At 72.2% G+C, this 14,487-nt stretch carries 13 protein-coding genes; 2 read left to right on the top strand and 11 right to left on the bottom strand.

The annotated features are described in order from the left end of the window. Positions 1-9: 9 nt before the first annotated feature. The 4 genes from ACFUJ1_RS05395 to ACFUJ1_RS05380 all read right to left on the bottom strand — a co-directional run bounded on the left by ACFUJ1_RS05395 (position 10) and on the right by ACFUJ1_RS05380 (position 5,211). Positions 10-897, bottom strand: coding sequence for a thioesterase family protein (locus ACFUJ1_RS05395; RefSeq protein ID WP_378642757.1), 888 nt, complete (start codon positions 895-897; stop codon positions 10-12). A gap of 93 nt (positions 898-990) precedes the next feature. Then, a complete protein-coding gene (locus tag ACFUJ1_RS05390) occupies positions 991-1,857 on the bottom strand; it encodes a sugar phosphate isomerase/epimerase family protein (protein WP_378642755.1) in 867 nt (288 codons plus the stop codon). Positions 1,858-1,870: 13 nt separating this feature from the next. Then, entirely contained in the window at positions 1,871-4,186 is a 2,316-nt protein-coding gene (locus ACFUJ1_RS05385; protein ID WP_378642752.1) for a hypothetical protein, read from the bottom strand. Further along, complete coding sequence (locus tag ACFUJ1_RS05380; protein ID WP_378642749.1) at positions 4,183-5,211, bottom strand: hypothetical protein; 1,029 nt, start codon at positions 5,209-5,211, stop codon at positions 4,183-4,185. The genes ACFUJ1_RS05385 and ACFUJ1_RS05380 overlap by 4 nt, the downstream gene beginning before the upstream one ends. A 66-nt stretch (positions 5,212-5,277) precedes the next feature. Between ACFUJ1_RS05380 and ACFUJ1_RS05375 the strand changes: the two genes are divergently transcribed. Both ACFUJ1_RS05375 and ACFUJ1_RS05370 read left to right on the top strand, forming a co-directional pair. Further along, a complete protein-coding gene (locus ACFUJ1_RS05375; protein ID WP_378642748.1) occupies positions 5,278-6,141 on the top strand; it encodes a hypothetical protein in 864 nt (287 codons plus the stop codon). A gap of 53 nt (positions 6,142-6,194) precedes the next feature. Further along, on the top strand, positions 6,195-6,560 hold the full coding sequence (locus ACFUJ1_RS05370; RefSeq protein ID WP_378642745.1) for a hypothetical protein: 366 nt from the start codon (positions 6,195-6,197) through the stop codon (positions 6,558-6,560). Positions 6,561-6,621: 61 nt separating this feature from the next. On the opposite strand, the gene ACFUJ1_RS05365 is transcribed toward ACFUJ1_RS05370, so the two are convergent. From ACFUJ1_RS05365 to mshA, 7 genes are all read right to left on the bottom strand, one after another. Further along, positions 6,622-7,311, bottom strand: coding sequence for a response regulator transcription factor (locus tag ACFUJ1_RS05365; RefSeq protein ID WP_233020729.1), 690 nt, complete (start codon positions 7,309-7,311; stop codon positions 6,622-6,624). Further along, a complete protein-coding gene (locus tag ACFUJ1_RS05360) occupies positions 7,308-8,537 on the bottom strand; it encodes a sensor histidine kinase (protein ID WP_378642743.1) in 1,230 nt (409 codons plus the stop codon). The genes ACFUJ1_RS05365 and ACFUJ1_RS05360 overlap by 4 nt, the downstream gene beginning before the upstream one ends. A gap of 109 nt (positions 8,538-8,646) precedes the next feature. Next, positions 8,647-10,701, bottom strand: coding sequence for a CocE/NonD family hydrolase (locus tag ACFUJ1_RS05355; RefSeq protein WP_378642740.1), 2,055 nt, complete (start codon positions 10,699-10,701; stop codon positions 8,647-8,649). Positions 10,702-10,833: 132 nt separating this feature from the next. Further along, positions 10,834-11,571, bottom strand: coding sequence for a phosphoglyceromutase (locus tag ACFUJ1_RS05350; protein ID WP_233020731.1), 738 nt, complete (start codon positions 11,569-11,571; stop codon positions 10,834-10,836). Beyond that, the gene (locus ACFUJ1_RS05345; protein ID WP_378642967.1) at positions 11,568-12,518 is read right to left on the bottom strand and encodes an ROK family protein; all 951 of its coding nucleotides are present in this window, start codon (positions 12,516-12,518) and stop codon (positions 11,568-11,570) included. Before ACFUJ1_RS05345 ends, ACFUJ1_RS05350 begins: the two co-directional genes overlap by 4 nt. A gap of 51 nt (positions 12,519-12,569) precedes the next feature. Then, positions 12,570-13,064 carry a YbjN domain-containing protein gene (locus tag ACFUJ1_RS05340; RefSeq protein WP_378642737.1) on the bottom strand — a complete coding sequence of 165 codons (495 nt, stop codon included), beginning with the start codon at positions 13,062-13,064 and terminating at the stop codon, positions 12,570-12,572. Then, positions 13,061-14,476 (bottom strand): D-inositol-3-phosphate glycosyltransferase, encoded by a 1,416-nt coding sequence (mshA, locus tag ACFUJ1_RS05335; protein WP_378642735.1) that lies wholly within the window; start codon positions 14,474-14,476, stop codon positions 13,061-13,063. The genes ACFUJ1_RS05340 and mshA overlap by 4 nt, the downstream gene beginning before the upstream one ends. Positions 14,477-14,487: the final 11 nt, after the last annotated feature.

Genomic DNA, 14,487 nt, shown 5'->3' with positions numbered 1-14,487 from the left:
CGGCGCGGGCTACCGCTGCGGGATCAGCGCGAGCTGCCTGCTCTGCGCCACCACCGCCCCGGTGCTGTCCAGGACCAGCTGGTCCTCGTCGAACATGCGGCCGCCGATCTCGTGCGTCGTCGCGATGATCCGCAGCCAGCCGGGCACCGGACGCCTGCGCAGGTAGGTGGTCATCTGCACGGTCGGGGCCCAGCCGAAGTGGCCGCGGTTCATCGCCACCGGCGGGCTCATGTCGGCGGCCATCATGGCGAAGTACGCCGCCACCGCGGGGTCGCCCGCGTCGCCCGCGCGCGGCCGCATCCAGAGCCGCAGCCGCGGCTCGGCGGCGTGGTCGCCGTCCAGGAAGCGGGCCCAGGTGCGGTCCATGAAGACGTCGGCGCCCTTGGCCACGTTCACGATCTTGCCCATCGGCGAGCCCGGCTCGTAGCCGATGGCGTCGGCCGTCGGCTCGGCGGGCATGTCGCCGTGCTGCGGTGCGTAGATCGGCTCGGCGTCGTCCAGCGCGCCGAAGGTGAAGGCGGTGCGCACCATGGTCCGGTCGCCCTGCGTCAGCTCCGCGTCGACGAGGCAGATCTGCCTGCCCACCTTGCGGATGCGCACGGCGTACTCGACCTGGCCCGCGTCCGGCGCGCCGAGGAAGTCGGAGCTGGCGGCGATCGGGGCCATCGCGGTGAGCTCCGGCTCGACGGTGTGCAGCCAGCGGGTGGCCGCGGCGGCGCTGCCCGCGACCATGGTGCCGCCGTGCACCTTCGCGCCGATGGTCCAGATCGGCTCGATCTCGCCGAGGTAGCGCCCGGCGCCCGCCGCCTCGGCGGGGATCTCGGTGACCGCGCAGACCCGGCTGAACGGGGCGTCGGTGGCGGTGGACCGATCGAGATCGGCGGTCGACTGCGACATCGTCACTCCTGTCCCGCCGCGGCCGGAGCGGCGCGACGTTCGTACAGCGTAAACCAGCCCCCGGGGTGGCGTCCGGATGGTGGGCGGTTGCCCTCAGTTCTGGTTGGCGCCCGCCACCGGGCGGCCGCCGCAGTGCGCCCGCGCGAAGGCGAGCGTGCGGCGCAGCATGGCCGCCCGCTCCTGCGCGGTCTTCGCGGTCTGGGTGTTGATCTCGGCCACGACGTGCCCGCGGAAACCACTGCGCTGCAGGTGATCGCAGAGTTCAGCGCAGGGCTGGGTGCCGTCGCCTGGCACCAGGTGCTCGTCGTTCGCCGCGCCGCGGCCGTCGGCCAGGTGCAGGTGCGCCAGGCCGGAGCCCATCCGCTCGGCCAGCTCCAGCGCGTCGGTGCCCGCGGTGGCGGTGTGCGAGAGGTCGAGGGTGTAGTTGCGGAAACCGACGTCGGTGGGGTCGTAGGAGGGGCTGAAGGCGGTCAGCCCGCGCCCGGGGCCGCCGCGCCGCTCCAGCCGCCGCACCGCGCGCTCGCCGCGGCCGAACAGGGTGTCGGCGCGCATCGGGAACATGTTCTCCACCGCGACGATCACCCGGCTCCGCTCCTCCAGCTCGGCCACCTGCTCCGCGAAGCCGTCGGCGTAGCGGCGCTGCCAGCGGAACGGCGGGTGCACGACGACGGTATCCGCGCCGAGCTCCTCGGCCGTGCGCACGCTGCGGTCCAGCTTGGCCACCGGGTCGGCGCCCCAGACCCGCTGCGAGATCAGCAGGCACGGGGCGTGCACCGCGAGCACCGGCAGGTCGTAGCGCCGGACGTAGCTGCGCACGGTGGCCAGGCTCTGGCTGGCCGGCTCGGCCCAGACCATGAGCTCGACCCCGTCATAGCCGATCTCGGCCGCGTACCGGAAGGCCGACTCGGTGTTCTCCGGATACACCGACGCGGTGGAGAGCCCGATCTTGATGTTCGTCATGCCGGCGAACCCCTCAGCCGGTACTGAGCAGGAACGCCAGCGGGCCGAGCGTCACGAAGGTGCCGACCACGACGGCGATCACGGTGCTCAGGATGTCGTCGGTGCGGCGCAGCACGCGGACCAGCGCGACCAGGCCGAGGATGACGATCATGGCGAGCGCGAGCGCCACCCACGGCAGCATCTCCCACATCCGCTCGAAGCCCTTGAACAGCAGCATGCCCGCGACCGCGGCGGCGGCGCTCTGGCCGCCGAGGATCATCCACTGGCGGCGGTTGAGCTCCTGCTCGGAGAGGTGTGAGCGGCTGCTCGCCGGCTGCTCCGCGCCCTCGCCGCAGTTGGGGAGTTTGTCCTTGAGTGAGCGGCTCAGGCCGCCGATCCCGGCGGCGACGCCCCCGAGCAGCGCGGCCTTCGGCTTCTTGCCCCGCTTGCCCTTGCCCTTGCCGCGCTTGCCCCGGCCCGGTGCGTCGAACTCGGCGGATTCGTAGTCGTCGTCGAAGTCGGGGCGGTACTCGCCGGACTCGTAGTCGTCGTACTCCCCCGTCTCGAACCGGTCGTTCTCGAACTCGGGGTCGTAGTCGTCGTACTCGTCATCGAAGTCGCGCCGCTCCTGCTCGCCGTTGCGGAGCAGGTCGCCCGCGACGGTCTGGCCGGAGATCAGCGGCTGCTCCTGCGGCGGGGGCCAGGCCGGTTGCGGCGGGCCCTTGACCTCGGGGGCGGGTGCGGGCGGTGCGGGCTGACGTCGGCGCGCGGACCAGGCGGGGAGGCCGCCCGCCGGCGGCGGGGTGCGCGGGACCGGGCCGGATTCGGGGTCGTCGCGCAGGGACCAGGCGGCGGTGGAGGGGGATTCCTCGTCCGGGCCGGGGGGTTTGGGGCCGTACGGGCCCGCGCCGTTGCGGGGGTCTAGATCCGGGCCGCCGTTCGGCCCGGGGCCGCCGTTCGGACCGGGGCCGCCGTTCGGGCCGGAAGGGCCGTTGAAGCCCGGGGCGCCGTTGCGGGACTCCGGAGCGCCGTTCGGGCCGCCGAAGCCGCCGCGGCCGGGGTCAGGGGGGCCGTTCGGGCCGGGAGCGCCGCCGAAGCCGTTGCGCCCCGGCGCCGCGCCGAGGTCGGGGCCGCTCGGACCGGGGAAGGGCGGGGCGCCGTTCCTGGACTCCGGTGCACCGATCGGGCCGCCGAAGGCGTTGCCGCCGTTGCGACCGGGGGCCGGAGCAGGGCCGAAACCGTTGCGGCCGTGCTCGGGGCCGCCGAACCCGTTGCGGTCGGCATCGGGGGCACCGCCGAAACCGTTGGCGCCGTTGCGCCCCGGGTCGGGGCCACCGAGCCGGCCCGGCGCGCCGAACGGGCGCTCACCGTTGCGATTGTCGCCACCGTTGCGGCCGAAATCCGTGCGCGGCCCGAAGGCGCCACCGGCCTCGGGGCCGGGATCGGCCTGCCCGTTGCCGAATCCACCGCGGCCCGCGTCGGCATCGCGGCCGCGCCGCCCGCCGGAGAACGGGGTGATCCTGGTGACCTCGGTCGGCCGCCCGGCATGCGGCGCCGGGTCGATCCCGCGGGCACCGCCGCGCGCGTTCTCCCGTGCCGCGCGGACCGCCTCCTCGGCCGCCCGCTCCGTCTCGGCTCGCGCGGCCTCCGCCGCCATCGCCTTCTCGACGAGCGCCGACTCCGATTCCTGTTCGGCCTCGGCCGCTTCCGCCGCTTCCGCCGCTTCCGCGGCGCGCCTGCGCTCGGCCCGGCTCAGCCGCGGGCTCTCCGAGGTGTCGATGCCGATGCCGTTCGGCTGCGGAGCAGCCTCGTCCGGCTCGTCGTCGTCGGCGCGCCTGCGCCTGCGCCGCCCGGAACCGGTCTCCGGCATCGGGAACGACGGCTGCTCGGCATCGTCCCTGACCCGGCGCCGCCGCCCCTGCTCCGGCGCGGCGGGCCCGCCCGCGAGCGGGTCGTAGTAGGCGATGGGGCCGGAGACCGGCGAGTAGCTCGGCAGGTCGGAGGCCGGGCCCGGCGGCGGGTAGGCGGGCGGCGCGGCGGTGTCCGGCGGACCGTAGGCGGAAGGGGCGGGCGCGGAGGGGGTTCCGGCGTCCTGGCCGTACGGGGTCAGCCCGTAGGCTGCGAGATCGAAGCCGCCCGTCGGCGGTGGCTCCGGTGGCGGTGGCTCCGCGTCCGGCGCCGCGTGCGACGAACCGCCGGGCGTCACCGCGGGCTGATCACCGGTCAGATCGGCGACCGAGATCCCGCGGCCCGCGCGCCTGCGCCTGCCACTCGACGCGGTCGACGAACCACCCTGGCCGTTGCGGGCCAGCAGTTCGGCGACCGAAAGCTGTTTGGGGTCCTCACTCATGACGGCACCGTTTCGATCGGACCCGCCGACTCCGCGGCGCCGGAGTTCGCGGTCTCGACGACCTCGCCTCCGGACAGCAGCGCGTCGACCGGTCCGCCATTCATGTCAGTATCCAGTTTGCGCAGGATCAGACCTTCGCGCAGCGCCCAGGGACAGATCTCGAGCGTATCCAGCGACAGTGCTCGCATACTCGCCTCCGCGACCAGCGCGCCGGCCACCAGTTGCTGCGACCGGTCCGAACTCACGCCTTCCAATTCCGCCCGGTCCGCCGCCGTCATCCGGGAGATGAACGCGATCAGCTGACGCAGGCCCGAACTCGTGAGTGTACGGCGCACCCGGGGCCCCGCGCCGGACGGTGCCGCTCCGGTCAATCGGGCGAGCGAGCGGAAGGTCTTCGAGGTACCCACCGCGAGATCCGATTTGCCGGGTTCGAGCAGTTGCTTTGCGGGCGCGACGAGTTCGGCGTCGAGCCAGTCGCGCAGCACCGCGATCCGGCGCTTGCCCGGTGGATCCTCGTGCAGCCAGTCCCTGGTGAGGCGGCCAGCGCCGAGTTGCAGCGAGATCGCGGCGTCCGGCGCCTCGTCGGAGCCGGTGGACATCTCCAGCGAGCCGCCGCCGATGTCCAGGTTGATGATCCGGCCCGCGCTCCAGCCGTACCAGCGGCGCACCGCGAGGAAGGTCAGCCTGGCCTCGTCGACGCCGGTGAGCACCTGCAGGTTCACCCCGGTTTCGGCGCGCACCCGGTCGAGCACCTCTTCGGAGTTCCCCGCCTCGCGCAGCGCCGAGGTGGCGAACGGCATCAGCATCACGCAGCGCGAGGTCTCCGCGATGCTGGCGAACTCGCCGACGGTGTCGATCAGCCTGCGGGCACCCGCCTCGGTGATGCAGCCGTCGTCGTCCATGTTCTCGGAGAGCCGCAGCGCCGCCTTGGTCGAGCTCATGGGCATGGGGTGCCCACCACGATGCGCGTCCACCACGAGCAGGTGGACGGTGTTGCTTCCGACGTCGAGCACTCCGAGCCGCACTCCGAAAAGGGTACCGGTACCGTCCGGCCTGCGAGTGCCCCGGCGGGGCTGTTAGCGTCTGGCATCGTGACGGCAGGCGCATCCGCGAGCGAACCGGCCCCGCCCCCATCAGGGCGGAAACTGGATCCCGCGCCCGAGGTCGAGCTGGACTTCCCGCGTGAATGGATCGAGTTCCAAGACCCGGCTAACGACGAGCATCTGATAGTGGCCGATCTCACCTGGCTACTTTCCCGGTGGACCTGCGTCTTCGGCACCCCCGCCTGTCAGGGCATCCTCGGCGACCGCCCCGACGACGGCTGCTGCTCGCACGGCGCCTTCCTCGCCGATGACGACGACCGCAAGCGGCTGCAACGCGCCGTGAAGCTGCTCACACCGCAGGACTGGCAGCTCATGCCGGAGGCGACGGACGAGAACGGCAAGGTCACCAGGAAGAAGTACCTGGAGCAGGACGAGCTGGAGGACGAGCCCGCACTGCGCACCAGGCGGCACGAGGGCGCCTGCATCTTCCTGAATCGCCCCGGGTTCGCCGGCGGCGTCGGCTGCGCGCTGCACACCATGGCGCTGCGCCGCGGCATCGAGCCGCTCGAGGTCAAACCGGACGTGTGCTGGCAGCTGCCCATCCGGCGCACCCAGGAGTGGGTCGACCGGCCGGACGGGGTGCAGATCCTGCGCACCGTCGTCACCGAATACGACCGCCGCGGCTGGGGCCCGGGCGGGCTCGACCTGGACTGGTACTGCACCGGCTCCCCCGACGCACACGTCGGCGCCCGCCCGGTCTGGCAGTCCTACGGCCCCGAGCTGACCGAGCTGCTCGGCGCCGCGGCCTACGCCGAGCTGGCCAGGCACTGCCGCAGGCGCGAAGGACTCGGCCTGATCGCAATTCACCCGGCAACGGTGCACGCCGGGCGTTTGCCGAATCCCGAGGAGTAGGCGTCACCGCCAGGACATGCGAACTTCACCTGGATAGGGTTCACTAGTTTTCCATGTTCGGAAACACCCTGTTCACAAAGGCTCGCTTCAGCAAGGCCGTCGCGGCCGCGGCCATCGGAGCGGGTGCCTGCCTTGCGCTCGCCGCTCCCGCGTCCGCCGACGACGTCGACCCCGCCAAGTTCGGCGACTACACCCACACCTTCGTCAGCGGCACCGACCCGGCCGCGGCGGCAAGCGCGGCGGCGGAGGGCAAGAACGTCATCGTCAGCCCGTACGGGACCTCGCACACCATCGCGTGCAAGGGCAACGGGACCACGGTTCCGCTCTACGAATGCCTGCAGGAAGACGACCTCGGCTGGATCACCCTGCAGAAGATCGACCTCCCCGCCATCGGCCCGGCGTGGGTCTACTTCCCCTGATCCTCGATACTTGACGGGCGTCCACACTCCGGTGCGGACGCCCGTTTCGGTCTCACCAGTTCTACGCCTCGAGTTTGTAGCCCAAGCCGCGGACGGTCACCAAGTGCTCCGGCTTGGCCGGGTCGGACTCGATCTTCGAGCGCAACCGCTTGACGTGCACATCCAGCGTCTTCGTATCCCCGACGTAGTCGGCACCCCACACCCGGTCGATGAGCTGGCCCCGGGTGAGGACGCGGCCGGAGTTGCGGAGGAGGTACTCGAGGAGGTCGAACTCCTTGAGGGGAAGAGTCACGGGCTTGCCGTTGACCAGGACGGTGTGCCGGTCGACGTCCATGCGCACCGGCCCGGCCTCCAGGACGCCGCTCTCGGTGCCGCCGTCGAGATCGTCACCGGCGCCGCGGCGCAGGACGGCACGGATGCGGGCGATGAGCTCGCGGGCGGAGTACGGCTTGGTGACGTAGTCGTCGGCGCCGAGCTCGAGCCCGACCACCTTGTCGATCTCGCTGTCCCGCGCGGTCACCATGATGACCGGAACCCCGCTGCGGGTGCGCAGCTGCTTGCAGACGTCGGTGCCGCTCATGCCGGGCAGCATCAGGTCGAGGAGGACGATGTCGGCGCCCGCCCGGTCGAACTCGGCGAGCGCGGACGGCCCGTCGCCGACGACGGTGACCTCGAAGCCCTCCTTGCGCAACAGGAACGCGAGCGGGTCGGCCAGCGACTCCTCGTCCTCCACGATCAACACACTGGTCATCGACGTGCCTCCACACCATTGACTCGACCCGGCGCCGGGCGCGGGCTCGTTTCCTTCTTGACCGCTCCCGGCGGTGCCGGGCGCTGGTCGGCATCCGCCTCGAGGTGGGCGGGTATGCGCAGGGTGAACGTGGAACCGGTCCCCAGCTTGCTCCACAGCGTGATCTCGCCGTTGTGGTTGGCGGCGACGTGCTTGACGATCGCCAGCCCGAGCCCGGTGCCGCCGGTGGCGCGGGAGCGCGCCTTGTCCGAACGGAAGAAGCGCTCGAAGACGCGCTCCTGGTCTTCCTTGGCGATGCCGATACCGCGGTCGGTGACGGCCATCGCCACGTGGTCGCCGCGCAGCGATCGGCTGACCGAGACGTGCGAGCCGGTCGGCGAGTAGGCGATGGCGTTCTCCACCAGGTTCGACAGCGCGGTGACCAGCAGCGTCTCGTCGCCGAGGACCTCGAGCCCGCTGGGCCGGTCGGTGCTGACGGTGATCCCGGCCGCCTCGGCGGCGGTGCGCGAGCGGTCGACCGCGGAGTTCACCACGGTGTCCACGTCGACCACCTCCAGCTCCGGCAGCTTCTCGGCCCCCTGCAGCCGGGAGAGCGCGATCAGCTCGGTGACCATCTTGCCCAGCCTGCTCGACTCGGCCAGCACCCGCCTGCCGAAGTGCCGCACCGCCTCGGGGTCGTCGACCGACTCCAGCAGCGCCTCGGCCAGCAGGCTCATGGCGCCGACCGGGGTCTTGAGCTCGTGGCTGACGTTGGCGACGAAGTCGCGCCGCGTCGCCTCCATCCGGGCCTGCTCGGAGTCGTCGTCGGCGAAGAGGACGGTGAAGTTGTTCTCCCTGGAGAGCGGCCTGGCGACGCCGCGCACCGCGATCCGGCTGCGACCGGGCAGCGGGTTCTTGGCGGTGAGGTCGAACTCGGCGGGCTCGGTGTTCTCCAGGACCTTCTCGACGGCGGCCCACGCGCGCTCGTCCAGCAACCGGTTGCGCACCAGCCCGAGTTCCTCGGCGCGGGGATTCACCAGGACGACATCGCGGTACTCGTCCACCACCGCGATCCCGCTCTCCGAGGCGAGCACGATGAGGTCGAGCACCTGGGAGGTCGTGAGCCCCGCCTCGGCCTGCCGCTTCTCCGCCTGCCTGGCGTTCACGTAGGGGATGACCAGCCCGCCGACCGCCAGCCCGACAACGGCTGCGAGGACAGCCAGCAGGACGGCCTGGGGAACGCTCACACTCAGAATCGTACGGTCGCCGACCGTTCAACCGATGGCCGGTACACGAAGTTTCCCGCAGGTCACAGCCACTTCCAACCCTGTTGGCCGGGTGTTAACGCAATGTTGGCTATCCCCAGCCGGGTTCGCCCCGCAGCGGGACGTTCACGAAACTCGGGCGGGTCGGATCGAGCTGCACGTGCTGCGGCAGCAGCCCGGTGTCGACCAGCATCGGCAGGATCGGCAAACCCTTGGGGAAGTTGCCCGCATAGACGTCGACCCGCAGCCGGTGCCCCGGCTGCAGCACCGCCTCGGTGGCGGGCAGCGCGATGTCCAGCGTGGTCGGCTCGCCGGGAACGGTGGGCAGCCGGTTCTCCAGCGAGGCGATCGGGCGCGGGTCGGTGTAGTCGCCGTTGGCCGAGCGGCTGCTGCGGCTCTCGTCGATCGCGCGCAGCGAGGCCATGAGCTGGCCGGAGGAGAGCACGGTGGAGCGGCCGTCCGGGGCGACGTCGTTGAGGGTGACCACCCAGTTGCCGTCCACCGCGTCCTGCACGGTGTTCAGCCGGACCGCGACCGGGCCGGAGACGGTGGTCGGCGCGGTGACCGGCGGGCTGGTGAAGGTCAACCCGTTGGTCTCCTGGATGCGGGAGTCGGCGGCGCAGCCCTCGAGCACCGCGAGCACACCCGCGGTGGCCTGCGCGGCATCGTTCGAGCAGAGCCCGCTGAGCCCGGGCGCGACGGTGATCCGCTGCGTGCTGCCGTCGTCCGACGGGAACAGCGAGCCGTCGTAGCCGCTCCGCGCGGTGCCGCTCGGCGCGCCGGAGAGGTACATCCGGCGGTGCTCGGCGGCCTGCTCCGGCGGCGCGGACTCGCCGAAGCCGTCCTGGGTGATCCAGCCGCCGCCCTGCTGCCGCAGCGTCACCGGGCCGTACCGGTCGATGCCGTTGTCGATGTCCTTGAGCCAGCGATCGAACCAGGCGCGCTGCAGCACATCCAGCCGCGGCGGCAGCCCGGGCCTGCTGTACTCGTTGCCCGAGTTCAGGTGGTACGTATTGCCCATGAGCAGCTGCTTCTGCCCGGGCGGCGCCGACATCTGGTTGTAGATCTGCGACTCCGAGTAGGTGAACAGGTCGTGCCAGCCGCCGATGACGAAGGTCGGGATGGTGATCTTCGACGGGTCGCCGAGCCACGCCTTCCGGTCCGAGCTGTTGTCGGTGAGCAGGGCGCGCACCCGCGGGTCCAGATCCTCCACCCTGGTCTTGGCGTAGGCGTCGAGGAAGACGTCCAGGTAGGTGAAGGGCGAGGCGATCCGGTCGGTCAGCCACTGCTGGTCGAAGTTGCCGGTGACGATCGACTGCACGTCCGGAATCCACTTGGTCCCGTTGATCAGCACCAGCCACAGCGGGATGAAGGCGAAGCCGAAGCCGCCGCCGGGGGCGAGCACGTCGGCGAGCAGGTCGCTGCCCGGCACCACCGGGAAGAGCGCCTGCAGCGCGGGCGGCGCCTTCTCCGCCGCCTGCAGCTGGTTGATGCCGGAGTAGGAGAGCCCGGTCATCCCGATCCTGCCGTTCGACCACGGCTGCCGCGCTGCCCAGTCGATCACCTCGACGGTGTCCTGCTGCTCGCGGTCGCGCAGCATGTCCCACTCGCCCTGCGAGAAGCCGGTGCCGCGGACGTCGACGACGAGCTGGGAGTAGCCGCTGCGCACCAGGCTCCGGTCCACCGCGAAGTTGCGCAGCTCGCCGCCGCCGAACGCCTTGGTCAGGTCGGTGAGCCCGGAGAGCGGGGTGCCGGTCATGTCGAAATCGCGGAAGAGCTGGAGCACCGCGTCCGAGAGCCCGGGGATCGAGCCCGCGTGATCGGCCAGGTTCGACACCAGCTTGGTGTAGGGCGTCATGTTGATGACCGTCGGCGTCGCCACCGGCGCCGGGATGCCCGCGGCGTCGGCGGGGCGGTAGAGATTGGCCTTCAGCACGGTGCCGTCGCTCATGGTGATCGGCACGTCCCAGGTGATGTTCACGTTCGGGAACTGCTGCGGCCCGTCGTGAGTGGCGTGCCAGGCCGCGCCTGCCGCACCACCGTCCGGACCGGTGGGCAGCGGCGCCGCGGACGCCCCCGCACCGAGGAAGGGAAGGAAGAGAGCGGCGGCCAGCGCCGCCACCGAAACCCGGAATACGTTTCGCATCGACTGTGACACACCTCTCATCGAGGGCATCTTTACACACTTACTCAGCGGTAAGAAGGGCCCCGGCAACCTCGGCCGAAAGGGCGAAGCCCGGCTTCCCCTCGGGAAACCGGGCTTCGAGTTATGCCGGGGCTACTTGCCGCCCTGGTTCGCGACGGCGGCGGCGCCCGCGGCGGCGGCCTCCGGGTCGAGGTACTCGGCGGGGCGCACCGGCTTCAGGTTCTCGTCCAGCTCGTAGCGGAGCGGGATGCCGGTGGGGATGTTCAGCCCGGCGATATCGTCGTCGGAGATCCCGTCCAGGTGCTTGACCAGCGCGCGCAGCGAGTTGCCGTGCGCGGCGACCAGCACGGTCTTCCCGGCGACCAGCTCCGGCGCGATGGTCGACTCCCAGTACGGCAGGAAGCGGCGCACCACGTCGAGCAGGCACTCGGTCTTCGGCACGTCGATACCCGCGTAGCGCGGCTCGCCCTCCTGGCTGTACTCGTTGGCCGCGTCGATCGGCGGCGGCGGGGTGTCGTAGCTGCGCCGCCAGAGCATGAACTGGTCCTCGCCGTACTGGTCGCGGACCTGGGCCTTGTTCTTGCCCTGCAGGTCGCCGTAGTGCCGCTCGTTCAGCCGCCAGTCCCGGACAACCGGGATCCAGTGCCGGTCGGCGGCGTCCAGCGCGATGTTCGCGGTGCTGATCGCGCGGCGCAGCAGCGAGGTGTAGACGACGTCGGGCAGGATCCCGTGCTCGGCGAGCAGCCTGCCCGCCCGCTTGCCCTCGGCGACACCCTTGTCGGTGAGGTGCACGTCCACCCAGCCGGTGAACAGGTTCAGGGCGTTCCATTCGCTCTCGCCGTGGCGCAGCAGCACGAGGGTGTACGTCATGCGGGCCATTCTGGCACGTCACCGGCGTCCGCTCCCGGCCCGGCGGCGAGCACCGCCGCGCCCGCGAGGGTGGCGCCGACGGTGATCTCGGAGTGCAGCACCCGCAGCCTGCGCAGGAAGCCGAGCCTGGCGTGCCTGGTGACGGCGGCGCGCAGCGGTTTCCAGAGCGGCTCGCCGGACGCCGCGAAGCCGCCGCCGATCACCACCACGTCGATGTCGAGGGTGGCGGCGGCCGAGGAGACGGCCCGGCCGAGCGCGGTCCCCGCCCGTTCGAGGGCGGCCTGCGCGGTGGAGTTGCCCGCCGCGGCGTCGGCCGCCAGCTCGACGCCGCTGCTGCCGCGCCACCCCCGCGACCTGGCCCAGCGCACCGACGACAGCCCGCTCGCCACCGCCTCCACGCAGCCGAAGCCGCCGCAGCCGCACGGCACCTCCTCGCCGGGGACGACGATGTGCCCGACGTGCCCGGCGTTGCCGGTGCGCCCGGTCAGTACCCGGCCGCCGGCCAGGATGCCGCCGCCGATCCCGGAGGAGACGGTCATGGCGAGCGCGTCCGGCACCCCGCGCAGCGCGCCCGCGCGCTGTTCGGCCAGGGCCAGGCAGGCGCCGTCGACGGCGAAGCGGACGGTGGCGCCGGGGAAGAGCGCGCGCACCGAGTCGACGATCGGGAAGCCGGAGCGCCACTCCGGGATATTGAGCGGGCCGGTCACGCCGGCGGTGACGTCGACCGGGCCTGCCGCGCCGATGCCGATCGCCTCGACCGGCTCGCCGCCCGCGACCTCGAGCAGGAGTTCCCGGCAGACCTCCCAGACCCCGCTCGCCGGGACGTCGGCTCGATGCACGGCGCCGAGGCCGAACCCCACCTCGGCCTCCAGCGACCGCGGCGAATCCGGGCGCACCCGTGCCGCGGCGAACTTGGTGGCACCGATGTCGAGCGCGATCCGCGTCACCACGGACACCACAGAAAAGACTGCCTCACCGGGTGATCATCCCCGGACCGCTCAGCCCCTGTCGGCGGAATCCACGAGGTGCTCGAAGGCGCGCAGGTTCTGCAGCGACTCGCCGCGCGCGACCCGCCACTTCCACTCCTTGCGGATGGACTCCGCGAAACCCAGCTCGAGCAGGGTGTTGAAGTCCTGGTCCACCGCCTCCAGGATCTGGCCGAAGAGGCGATCCAGCTCGTCGGCGGTGACGGCGTGCGCGGAGATCCGGCCGACCAGGTAGATGTCGCCGACCTTGTCCAGCGTGTACGCCACCGCGTAGAGCCTGCGGTTGCGGCGCAGCAGGTACTTGTAGACGCCCTCGAAGTTCTCGTCCGGCTTGCGGCAGACGAAGCTCTCCACCCGCAGCCCGTGCGTGCCGACGGTGAGCATGACGTTGGTCTTGAGTTTGCGCTCGCCGGGGAGCACCACCACGAAGGTGCCGTCGCCGGGGCGGGTGTACTCGATCTCCCGCTCGCGCAGGGTCTCCTCGATCAGCTCGGCCGTTCCGGTCATCGCCGTACTCCCGTCCGGCGCCGCCACAGCGCCCGCGTCCTTGCCTGCCCCGGCTCGCCGAAGACGGGCTCGGGCCTTGCCTCCTCGGCGCTTACCCGCGGCAGCGCGGAATCATTCGCAGCCAGTTCGGCGCGCAGCCTCGGGCCGGCGCGGCGGCGCCCGCCGAACTCGTCCAGCGCGGCGTCGTAGCAGGTCAGCAGCCCGTCGGCGGTGTGCTCCCAGGAGAATCCGGCGGCGTGCGTCACCGCGGCGGCGCCCATGGCGCGCAGCCCGGGTCCGTCGTCGAGCAGGGCGCCGAGCGCGTCCGCCCAGTCCGGGGTGTGGTGGCCGGGGACGAGCAGCCCGGTCTCGCCGTGCCGCACCGCGGTGCTCAGCCCGCCGACGTCGGCGGCGAGCACGGGGGTGCCGCTGGCCTGCGCCTCGATGGCGACCAGGCCGAAGGACTCGTTGTGGCTCGGCACGGCGACCAGGTCGGCGGCGCGATACACCTGCACCAGCCGCTCCGGCGGCTGCGGGGGAAGGAAGATCACCCGGTCGCCGATGCCGAGCGCCGCGGCCAGCTCGATCAGCGCGTCCGGGCGCTGCAGCCCGGTGCCGGACGGCCCGCCGACGATGAGGACCCGGAGCCGGCGCGCGGGGTCGCGCCGGAGCAGCTCGGCGGCGGCGCGGACCAGCACGTCCGGCGCCTTGAGCGGCTGGATCCGGCCGATGAAGGCGACGATCCGCTCGTCCTGCGGCAGCCCGAGCTCGCGTCGGGCGGCCGCCCGGTCACCCGGGTGGTAGCGGGTGAGGTCGGCGCCGGGCGGCACCACGTCGACCCGGTCCGGCGAGGCGCCGTAGAGCTCGATGAGCTGCCGCGCCTCCTCGACGGTATTGGCGATCATCCGGTCGGCCTCGGCGATGACCTGCTTCTCGCCGATCTCCCGGCTGGCGGGCTCCGGGGTGTCGCCATCGGCGAGCGCGGCGTTCTTCACCGCGGCCAGGGTGTGCGCGGTGTGCACCAGCGGCACCCGCCAGCGGTCCCGCGCCAGCCAGCCGACCTGGCCGGAGAGCCAGTAGTGCGAGTGCACCAGGTCGTAGTAGCCGGGCGCCTGCCGCGCCTCCTGGCGCAGCACCTCGGCGGTGAACGGGCACAGCTGGGTGGGCAGATCGTGCTTGTCCAGCCCCTCGAACGGGCCCGCGACCACATTGCGCACCAGCACGCCGGGCGCGGCCTCCTGCACCGGGGGCAGGTTCGACGACGTCGCGCGGGTGAAGATCTCCACCTCGACCCCGCGCCTGGCCAGCTCCCGCGCGGTCTGCAGCACGTAGACGTTCATCCCGCCCGCATCGCCGGTACCGGGCTGGGCCAACGGCGACGTATGGACCGACAGCACGGCGATGCGACGCGGACAGTGACTCACACACTCCATAGTGCACCGGT

The sequence above is a fragment of the Nocardia sp. NPDC057227 genome, from assembly GCF_042669725.1.
Lineage (GTDB): Bacteria > Actinomycetota > Actinomycetes > Mycobacteriales > Mycobacteriaceae > Nocardia > Nocardia asteroides_A.
This window is presented reverse-complemented; position numbering and strand designations above follow the sequence as displayed.

Coding starts and splice junctions, on each gene's coding strand:
- ACFUJ1_RS05395 (WP_378642757.1), bottom strand. CDS start 897: ATGTCGCAGTCGACCGCCGATCTCGATCGGTCCACCGCCACCGACGCC.
- ACFUJ1_RS05390 (WP_378642755.1), bottom strand. CDS start 1,857: ATGACGAACATCAAGATCGGGCTCTCCACCGCGTCGGTGTATCCGGAG.
- ACFUJ1_RS05385 (WP_378642752.1), bottom strand. CDS start 4,186: ATGAGTGAGGACCCCAAACAGCTTTCGGTCGCCGAACTGCTGGCCCGC.
- ACFUJ1_RS05370 (WP_378642745.1), top strand. CDS start 6,195: ATGTTCGGAAACACCCTGTTCACAAAGGCTCGCTTCAGCAAGGCCGTC.
- ACFUJ1_RS05365 (WP_233020729.1), bottom strand. CDS start 7,311: ATGACCAGTGTGTTGATCGTGGAGGACGAGGAGTCGCTGGCCGACCCG.
- ACFUJ1_RS05355 (WP_378642740.1), bottom strand. CDS start 10,701: ATGCGAAACGTATTCCGGGTTTCGGTGGCGGCGCTGGCCGCCGCTCTC.
- ACFUJ1_RS05350 (WP_233020731.1), bottom strand. CDS start 11,571: ATGACGTACACCCTCGTGCTGCTGCGCCACGGCGAGAGCGAATGGAAC.
- ACFUJ1_RS05340 (WP_378642737.1), bottom strand. CDS start 13,064: ATGACCGGAACGGCCGAGCTGATCGAGGAGACCCTGCGCGAGCGGGAG.
- mshA (WP_378642735.1), bottom strand. CDS start 14,476: ATGGAGTGTGTGAGTCACTGTCCGCGTCGCATCGCCGTGCTGTCGGTC.